3 protein-coding genes are annotated in these 2,316 nt (G+C 65.0%); all 3 read right to left on the bottom strand.

The window, feature by feature from the left end; genetic code table 11:
- Window positions 1–256: 256 nt before the first annotated feature.
- The 3 genes from rlmH to V7P99_RS14745 all read right to left on the bottom strand — a co-directional run bounded on the left by rlmH (window position 257) and on the right by V7P99_RS14745 (window position 2,143).
- On the bottom strand, window positions 257–739 hold the full coding sequence (gene rlmH / locus V7P99_RS14755; protein ID WP_333795591.1) for a 23S rRNA (pseudouridine(1915)-N(3))-methyltransferase RlmH: 483 nt from the start codon (window positions 737–739) through the stop codon (window positions 257–259).
- A gap of 100 nt (window positions 740–839) precedes the next feature.
- Entirely contained in the window at window positions 840–1,250 is a 411-nt protein-coding gene (gene rsfS, locus V7P99_RS14750) for a ribosome silencing factor (RefSeq protein ID WP_333795590.1), read from the bottom strand.
- Between the two features lie 221 nt (window positions 1,251–1,471).
- Window positions 1,472–2,143, bottom strand: coding sequence for a nicotinate-nucleotide adenylyltransferase (locus V7P99_RS14745; protein ID WP_333795589.1), 672 nt, complete (start codon window positions 2,141–2,143; stop codon window positions 1,472–1,474).
- Between the last annotated feature and the right edge of the window lie 173 nt (window positions 2,144–2,316).

Here is a 2,316-nt window from a genome sequence, read left to right as displayed (position 1 = left end):
TGCTTCCGGAAAAGTGGGAACCGGTTTTCCGATAAGAAGCACGAAGAGACAAAAGCTTAGAGCCGTTCCTTGATTCCACTTAAAGCGGAACGGCTCTAGGTCTTTATTCGGCGGGTGCGTGTCTGCGCCCATTTCAAACGATCAGGCTCTCGCCGCTGAATTGATACGGCCTCGGGCCTCGAGGGTCCATAGCGGCATCCGCTGTCATGCGTTCTCTGGAATAGGAATTTGGCGCGGATCGGGTGCCGGCGTGTTTTCAGCTTCGATGGTATGGATGGCCGGAGAGGATGGTGGCGGCGCGGTAGATCTGCTCCGCGAGCACGATGCGCGCAAGGCCGTGCGGCAGCGTCATCGGGCCGAGGGAGAGCGTGAGGTGCGCCTTGGCGCGGACCGGCTCGCCATGTCCGTCGGGGCCGCCGATCAGGAACGCCGCCGTGCGCCGGCCCTCGTCGCGATGCTCCGCGAGAAGACGGGCGAAGGCCTCGCTGCCGAGCGCCCGACCGCCTTCGTCGAGTAAAATCATAAAATCGGCAGCATCGGTCGACGCAAGAAGCCGTGCTGCTTCGTCGGCGCGCCTTTGGCCGGCGCCGGCCTGCCGGGCCTCCGGGATTTCGGCGAGCGTGAGGGGGCCGAGCGCCACGGAGCGCCCGGCATCGTCCACCCGCTTGGCGTATTTGAGATAAAGCGCCCGCTCGGGCCCATCCTTGAGGCGCCCGACGGCGGCGATGGCAAGCCGCATCAACCCCGCTCCAGCAGCCCAGCAGCACGCCGCCGCAAAAGCCAGTGCGGCGACGGCAAGCTCAGGCCCGCAGCGCGCTTAAGGCGCGCCGCAGGAAACCTCAATGCGACGTCTGCTCGCCCGGCCGGGCTGCCGACCACATCTTCTCGAGATTGTAGAAATCGCGAACCTCGGCGCGGAAGACGTGCACGAGGATGTCGCCGGCATCGATCAGCACCCAGTCGCAGGTATCGAGACCCTCGACCCGGACATTTCCGGCTCCGCTGTCCTTGAGGTGCTTGCGAAGTTGCTCCGCGACGGCGCCGACATGGCGATCCGAGCGTCCGGTGGCGAGGACCATGAAGTCGCCGATCGACGACTTGCCCTTGAGATCGATGGTGACGATCTGCTCGGCTTTGGCTTCATTGAGCCAATGCACCACCTTGCTAAGCAATGAATCCGAGGTTCCGTGCTCTCGCACGATCTCGGAAGGAGGCGCGCCCTTACGGGCACCCTCAATGGCGGTTCGCATCTTGGCCTGGATATCCTTTCCGTTTGCGCACCACAGAGGCCCTATTCCTGTTTGACCACTTGGCTCGAGGCGGGAGAGCGGCCGGTCGATCCGCACTATGGCCGTTCCACTCCGCCACCGCGGCGCCTTCATGCGCCGCCGGCAGACATGAAGATAGCTGCGGCCGCGGGCGCCAGCAATAGGGTATGGACCGAATTGTCGCACCCTGGAACATCAAGCCGCTACGTTTTTGCTGCAGCGCGGGATGGCGTTGGGGCGCCCGCCCGTCCGGCCCGGATTGCGGTGGAGGACTCGGGCGCGAGGCGCAGCGTGAGGTAGAGCCACGCCGGGGGCGCCTTAAGCGGCAGCAGCGCCGCGGCCGTAGCGTCGGGAAGGCGGAACCGTTGGAGCGCGCGCGCCGCCGGAGAGGCCAGCGCCTTGAGGCGCCACTGGGGCCGGTCCGCAACGACGAACGGCATCAGGCGGGCAATCTGCCGCCATCCGGTCCAGCGATGGAAACCAGCGAGATTGTCGCCGCCCATGATCCAGACGAAATGCACGCCGGGAAAGCGCCGCTTCAGGAAGGAGAGGGTGACGACGGTTGCGGCGCTGCCGAGATCGGCCTCGAGTGCGGTGATGCGGATACGCGGGTTCGTGACCAGGGCGCGGCAGAGCGCGATCCGCTCGTCCAGGGGCGCGAGGTCGTCATGGGTCTTCAGCGGATTTCCGGGTGTGACGAGCCACCACACGGCATCGAGCCCGAGCCGTTTCATGACCGCTTCCGACACGGCGACATGGGCCCGATGCGGCGGATTGAACGAGCCTCCGAGCAGCCCGATGCGCTGCCCGGCCGCGGCGGGTGGCACGCGGACGGCAAGCGATCCGAAAGCTTTGGGGAAAATGCGGGCTGACATCGGACCAAACGAGACATGGAGGAAACGGACGGCAAGCGGCTCGCCGCAGGAAGATACGAAAAAACAAGTATCTAGAGTGCTTACGGAAAAGTGGAAACCGGTTTTCCGATAAGAGGCACTCTCAAACAAAGTGCTTCCGGAGCCACGCTACGCGAGCCGTGTGAACACCAGCC

The organism is Hyphomicrobium sp., from assembly GCF_036780825.1.
Lineage (GTDB): Bacteria > Pseudomonadota > Alphaproteobacteria > Rhizobiales > Hyphomicrobiaceae > Hyphomicrobium_C.
Note: the sequence above shows the minus strand (reverse complement) of the source record. Positions and strands in the feature narration are given on the sequence as shown.

What these genes read in the sequence shown, in the direction of transcription:
- rlmH (WP_333795591.1), bottom strand. Translation starts at nt 739, where the DNA reads ATGCGGCTTGCCATCGCCGCCGTCGGGCGCCTCAAGGATGGGCCCGAG.
- rsfS (WP_333795590.1), bottom strand. Translation starts at nt 1,250, where the DNA reads ATGCGAACCGCCATTGAGGGTGCCCGTAAGGGCGCGCCTCCTTCCGAG.
- V7P99_RS14745 (WP_333795589.1), bottom strand. Translation starts at nt 2,143, where the DNA reads ATGTCAGCCCGCATTTTCCCCAAAGCTTTCGGATCGCTTGCCGTCCGC.